The sequence below is a fragment of the Marinomonas sp. UCMA 3892 genome (assembly GCF_012726345.1).
Lineage (GTDB): Bacteria > Pseudomonadota > Gammaproteobacteria > Pseudomonadales > Marinomonadaceae > Marinomonas.
Window position 1 is genome coordinate 148,587 of record NZ_PTXN01000012.1, and the last position, 6,254, is coordinate 154,840.

Genomic DNA, 6,254 nt, shown 5'->3' on the forward strand with positions numbered 1-6,254 from the left:
TATCACAATGTCACAAACCATATCTTGCATCATAATGCGTGGCGGCACCTCTAGAGGTCCCTATTTACAGATCTCCGATCTTCCTCAAGATCGGAATGCCTGTGCAGATGTTTTGTTAAAAATCATGGGATCCGGCCATGAGCTTCAACTTGATGGTATTGGTGGAGGAAATAGCTTAACAAGCAAAGTGGCGATGGTTGGCGCCTCAACTCACCCAGATGCGGACGTTGATTATTTATTTGCTCAAGTAGGCATAGTGGATAAAACAGTAGACTTTGCGCCAAACTGCGGAAATATGCTTGCAGGTGTTGCGCCTTACGCCATAGAAACTGGCTTATTCCCAGCTAGCGAAGGAACAACGACGGTACGCATTCATAACCTAAACACCGGAAAAATTATTCATTCAACAGTACAAACACCACAAGGCAAAGTAGAATATACTGGCAACACTATTATTAGTGGTACGAACTCTCCTGGCGCTCCAATTCAACTAACATTTTTGAATGTAGAAGGCGCAAAAACAGGTAAGTTATTACCCACCGGTAGTGCTTTGAACATTATCGATTCTATAGAAGTTACTTGTATTGATGCTGCGACACCGGTTGTTTTAATCCAAGCAAGTGATCTTGGAAAAACCGGCTATGAAACACCAGCGGAACTAGATAGTGACATAGAATTCATGACTCGTTTAGAAGTTATTCGCCTTCAGGCCGGTGAACTAATGGGAATGGGTGATGTTTCAAACTCGGTTATACCTAAGCCTATTTTACTTTCTCCAGCTCGTTTTGATGGAACCATCAATGCTCGCTACTTTGTCCCACATAAATGCCATAAATCATTAGCTGTTACGGGAAGTATCGCTATTGTGACTGCGTGTTGCCTTCCAGGAACCGTAGCCTCAAAACTCATTGGTGATAAAGACTCCGAGTCCAATTTCACCCTTGAACACCCTTCAGGAAAGATCGAGCTTAGCGCTCAACGCAAGGAAGACAATTTATCAGCGTTAAATAGTGTATCGGTAATCCGTACTGCAAGAAAAATTCTCTCAGGTACGGTTTATCTTAATTAACTATTAATACAAAAAAGAATAAACGTATTAAACATTCATAAAAACAAGAAAGGTGAATTCTATGAAAAAACTTTCGAAAGTTATAGGCGCTTCCATCTTAACCGTTGGTTGCCTATTAACATTGCCAGCAAAAGCTGCCGAAGTTCCATCTACAATCAACTGGACAATTCCATTTGGTGTTGGTGGTGGTACTGATGTATGGGCTCGTTTTATTGCACCACATCTAACCAAGAACATTGAAGGCAACCCAACCGTAGTGATTAAGAACCAACCTGGTGGCGGCTCTATTACAGGAACTAACCTTTTTTACCAACGCGCTAAAAGCAACGGTGAAGACATCCTAGGAACTTCAGCATCAACACTGTATCCATTCATGTTAGGGGATAAACGTGTTCGCTATAACTTTGACAAATGGATTCCGTTGATGGCTAGCCCAACTGGTGGTGTCGTATACGTACAACCAGATCTAGGTGTTTCTTCTGCCAATGATATTGCGAAACTTAACGGTGTTACTTTACCGTTTGGCTCTCAAAGCCCAACAGGTTTAGAACTACCTGTATTCCTTGCGTTTGAAATGCTTGGACTTGACATCAAGCCAGTGTTTGGCATGAAAAGCCGTGGTGCCGGTCGTCTTGCATTTGAACGTGGTGAAGCAAAAATTGACTTCCAAACATCTTCTGCTTATATGAACTCAGTGCTAGATCTTGTTCAAAACAACAAGGCTGTACCATTATTCTCTCTAGGTATTCTTAACGCAGAAGGTAAAATTGTTAGAGATCCAGCATTCCCTGATCTACCTACGTTTGAAGAAGTATACGCTAAGAAATACGGCAAAGAGCCATCTGGCATGGAATACACAGCTTATAAGAAATTCTTAGCAGCTGGTTTCGCCTTCCAGAAAGTCATATTCATTCCAGCCGATACACCAAGCGATGTTATGAAGGAATACCAAACAGGCATTCAAAAAATGCTAAAAGACCCTGCTTTTATCAAAGATTCTGAAGTTCAAATTGGGCCATATGAAAACGTTATGGGTATTGATGCAGCACAATACTTAAGCGAAGCAGTTACAGTATCTCCTGAGTTGTACTCTTGGATTTCCAACTGGCTAAAAACGAAATTCGATTACAAGCTGTAGTTTTAAAATTAGGAGTTATTGTTAATGATTGAGTTCCTCAGCGCCCTAGATCAAATAATGTCAATGACCCACATGGTATACCTAATTTCTGGTGTGCTAGTAGGCCTAGTGGTCGGCATTATTCCCGGACTTGGCGGCATCGCCGGCATGTCATTGCTTTTACCGTTTTTGTATGGGATGGAACCTTCCGTTGGTCTTGGTATGCTGATGGGGCTCGTTGCGGTAATACCTACTGGTGATACCTTTACCTCTGTGTTAATGGGTATCCCTGGTTCAAGTTCATCGCAAGCAACAGTCATGGATGGTTTTCCTTTAGCGAAAAAAGGCCAAGCGGCTCGTGCATTGTCCGCCGCTTTCCTTTCTTCAATGATAGGTGGTGTGGTTGGGGCTATTGTACTTAGTGTGTTCATTTTAGTAGCACGCCCAGTAGTTCTAGCCTTCTCATCAGCTGAACTATTTATGTTAACGCTGTTGGGCCTTAGTGTTGTTGCGGCATTATCCGGCGGCAACGTATTTAAAGGTCTAGCTGCATGTGGCTTTGGTCTTCTGATTGGTGCTATTGGCGGCGCCCCTGCTACTGGCGAATTCCGCTTCACATTAGGTATTGATTATCTTTATGACGGCATTCCACTGGTTGTTGTTGGTTTAGGTATTTTTGCCTTACCTGAAATCATCAGTCTTTTGGTGCAAAACCGAGCTATTGCGTCCTCACCAAATAAATTGGGCCATGGTCTAAAACAAGGCTTTAAAGACGTATTTGCTAACCTACCTTTAGTAGGAAAATCCTCTGTTTTCGGTAGTTTGATTGGCGCTATCCCTGGATTGGGCGGTTCAGTTGTAGATTGGATGACATACAGTTTTGCCATCAATTCTAGTAAAGACTCGTCGCAATTTGGTAAAGGTGATATTCGCGGTGTCATCGCACCAGAGTCAGCAAATAACGCTTGTGCTTCTGGTAGTATGATCCCAACCATTCTATTTGGTGTACCGGGCTCAGGTTCGGCTGCGGTGTTTCTTGGTGGTATGTTGTTACTAGGTATTCAACCTGGCGTTTCAATGATATCTACACACCTTGACCTGACGTATACCATTATTTGGTCTCTTGCTTTGGCCAATATTCTGGGCGCACTATTCTGTATTTGTTTTACACGCCCAATATCGCTACTCACTTACATCAAATTTTCGGTACTAACCCCGATTATTTTGACCCTTATTTTATTCGCTGCTTATCAAGCAACGCGTAGTCTAGGTGACTTTATTTTATTAGGTGTCGTGGCAGCTCTCGGCGTAATGATGAAGGGTGCAAACTGGCCAAGACCCGCTTTCTTGATCGGTTTCGTTTTGTCTTCAGGCGCTGAAAACTATTTCTTCCAAAGTATTCAATTTTACGGTTACTCTTGGTTCACACGTCCAGGGGTAATCATCATTGCTGCCTTGATTATTATTGGCTTTGTTCTACCGCCAATTCTTAAGAAGAAAAAGCTAAAAGACAAACCTGAACAATTAAAAGATGAAGCCGAAGAGAAAAACTTTAAAACAGTTTCTTGGGCTGATTGGGCTATCATCGCGACACTTGCTATTTCAGGTACATATGCATTAATCAATGTTTGGGATATGTCTACTTTGACAAAAGCCTTCCCAATTATTGCAATTGCTATAGTACTATTATCCGTAATTATGATTATTCGTAACTACATTAAAGTGCCGCACGCAAAAACTGCAGCAGAGCTTACGCCACACTTAATCTATATAGTTGGATTCTTTGGCATTGCTTACTGCTATTACCTATTTGGCTTTATTTCCACAACATTTGTATTTTCACTCTTGTTCTTACGATTCATTGCACAAGCAACTTATGTGAAATCCACTACAATCGCTGTCTGCTTGGTCATATTTTTAGTCACTATTGGTAGAGTGATGAATGTAGATTTCCCTGAAGGTCTCTTTGACCCCTACCTATTAAGCACAATCAAAACCTTTATCTAGGTACTCCAGCGCCTAGAACCTATCCCGATGCGATTCTCTTTGCATCGGGATTTTTTTTGGTGAAATATCCCTCTCCTATCTTTTACAAATAGATCTCATTTCTTTTTCATGTTAAATTTGCCCCACTTAAGTGCACTTTTCATGCGCAATTTACATTCCCAACGGTAATATTCCGCATAATAGCAGCGGCAATTCCCACAACCGCCGCACTCTAGTATCCATACAACAACTAAAAAAGCTCTAAGAGCTAATCTTATCGAGGACTATCTATGCAAGCATTCATTGATTTCTTAAACGGAGTCATTTGGAGCCCTGCCCTAATTTATCTATGTTTAGGCGCGGGCTTGTTTTATTCAATACTGACACGTTTTGCTCAAGTTCGTCATTTCAAAGAAATGTGTTCACTTTTGTTCAATTCCAACGATTCGGACAAAGGCATTTCTTCTTTCCAAGCACTTGCGGTATCGCTATCTGGTCGTGTTGGCACAGGTAACATTGCAGGTGTTGCTGCGGCTATTGGCTTTGGTGGCCCAGGGGCAATATTTTGGATGTGGGTCGTTGCTTTCTTAGGTGCAAGCACGGCTTACGCAGAATCCACTTTAGGTCAGCTTTATAAAGTCAGCGAAGGTGGTCAATATCGTGGTGGCCCAGCTTATTATTTCGAGCGCTGCCTAGGCTGGCGTTGGTTAGGCGTATTGTTTGCTTTATCTTCTATTATTGCCTGTGGTGTTTTCTTACCAGGTATTCAAGCAAACTCTGTAGGTAACGCTGTTGTACAAATCTTCGGTGAAGGCACTGTTGTATCAAGCTCTTTTGGTGAAGTAGGTTCAACTAAATTAGTTGCCTTAGCTGTTATCTTGGTTGTTTTGGCATTCATCATCTTTGGTGGCATCAAACGTATCGCTAACTTTACTCAAATCATCGTGCCATTCATGGCGCTTGGTTACATTGTGATGGCGTTGATCGTTGTTTTCCTAAACCTAGATAAAGTACCAAGTATTTTCGGCTTAATCTTCTCTGATGCATTCACTGCCCAAGCAGGTTTTGGCGCAGCAATTGGCTGGGGGGTAAAACGCGGTGTTTACTCTAATGAAGCCGGTCAAGGTACTGGACCTCATGCAGCCGCTGCAGCAGAAGTTCAACACCCTGCACAACAAGGTCTTGTTCAAGCTTTCTCTGTTTACGTTGATACTCTATTCATCTGTACAGCTACCGCTCTGATGATTTTGATCACGCAACAATACAACGTACAAGGTTCTTTGCCTGACGGTCAATTCATCGTACAAAACGTTGATCCTTCTACTATCATTGCGTCTCCAGCCTTCACTCAAATGGCACTGGCAAGCGTATTTGGTAGTTCTGGCCCAATCTTTGTAGGCATAGCATTGTTCTTCTTCGCATTCACAACAATTCTGGCGTATTACTACATTGCTGAAACTAACGTAGCCTACCTGCGTCGCGCATTGAAAATCAACGTATCACTAACCTTCGTAAAACTGCTTATCATGTTCATGGTAGCTTACGGTACAGTTAATACTGCAGGTTACATCTGGAACCTAGGTGACGTTGGCGTAGGCTTAATGGCTTGGTTAAACATCGTTGGTATCATCACCATCTTCTTCATGGCAAAACCAACCATGAAAGCATTGCGTGATTACGAAGATCAAAAAGCATCTGGTGTAACCGACTACACTTTTAACCCTAAAGCCCTTGGTATCAAAGGGGCAGAATTCTGGGAAAAACGTTACGACAAACAACAAGCTGAAAAAGCAGCCGACAAAAATAGTCATTAAGCTTTTAAGTAAAATTGATTTATCGAGTAGGGTGAGGCGTTGCCGCCTCATCCCTCTCACAGAACCGTACGTACGGACCTCGTATACGGCTCATGCAAACTTCCATTCAGTATAAACACTGAACACATACCCCGTTCTCACTTCTTCAAGATTCACCAAACCTTGCTCATCGAACCATTTGTTTGGCATCGCGTGGCTGGCTAATGGACTCGCTGCATTTCTCCAACTGGTCATCGAGATGTACTTAAACGGCGGCTTGTAGCCCAGT

The 6,254-nt window shown here is 42.4% G+C and carries 4 protein-coding genes; all 4 read left to right on the forward strand.

Annotated elements, in window-relative coordinates; translation table 11 throughout:
- Positions 1–7 precede the first annotated feature (7 nt).
- Complete coding sequence (locus B6N13_RS17005; protein ID WP_169460067.1) at positions 8–1,069, forward strand: 4-oxalomesaconate tautomerase; 1,062 nt, start codon at positions 8–10, stop codon at positions 1,067–1,069.
- Between the two features lie 61 nt (positions 1,070–1,130).
- Complete coding sequence (locus B6N13_RS17010) at positions 1,131–2,207, forward strand: tricarboxylate transporter (protein ID WP_169460068.1); 1,077 nt, start codon at positions 1,131–1,133, stop codon at positions 2,205–2,207.
- A 24-nt stretch (positions 2,208–2,231) separates the two neighbouring features.
- Positions 2,232–4,193, forward strand: coding sequence for a tripartite tricarboxylate transporter permease (locus B6N13_RS17015; RefSeq protein ID WP_169460069.1), 1,962 nt, complete (start codon positions 2,232–2,234; stop codon positions 4,191–4,193).
- Positions 4,194–4,462: 269 nt separating this feature from the next.
- A complete protein-coding gene (locus tag B6N13_RS17020; protein WP_169460070.1) occupies positions 4,463–5,986 on the forward strand; it encodes an alanine/glycine:cation symporter family protein in 1,524 nt (507 codons plus the stop codon).
- Positions 5,987–6,254: the final 268 nt, after the last annotated feature.

Excerpts from the sequence above, each read along its gene's own strand:
- B6N13_RS17005 (WP_169460067.1), top strand. The coding sequence starts at position 8 with ATGTCACAAACCATATCTTGCATCATAATGCGTGGCGGCACCTCTAGA.
- B6N13_RS17010 (WP_169460068.1), top strand. The coding sequence starts at position 1,131 with ATGAAAAAACTTTCGAAAGTTATAGGCGCTTCCATCTTAACCGTTGGT.
- B6N13_RS17015 (WP_169460069.1), top strand. The coding sequence starts at position 2,232 with ATGATTGAGTTCCTCAGCGCCCTAGATCAAATAATGTCAATGACCCAC.
- B6N13_RS17020 (WP_169460070.1), top strand. The coding sequence starts at position 4,463 with ATGCAAGCATTCATTGATTTCTTAAACGGAGTCATTTGGAGCCCTGCC.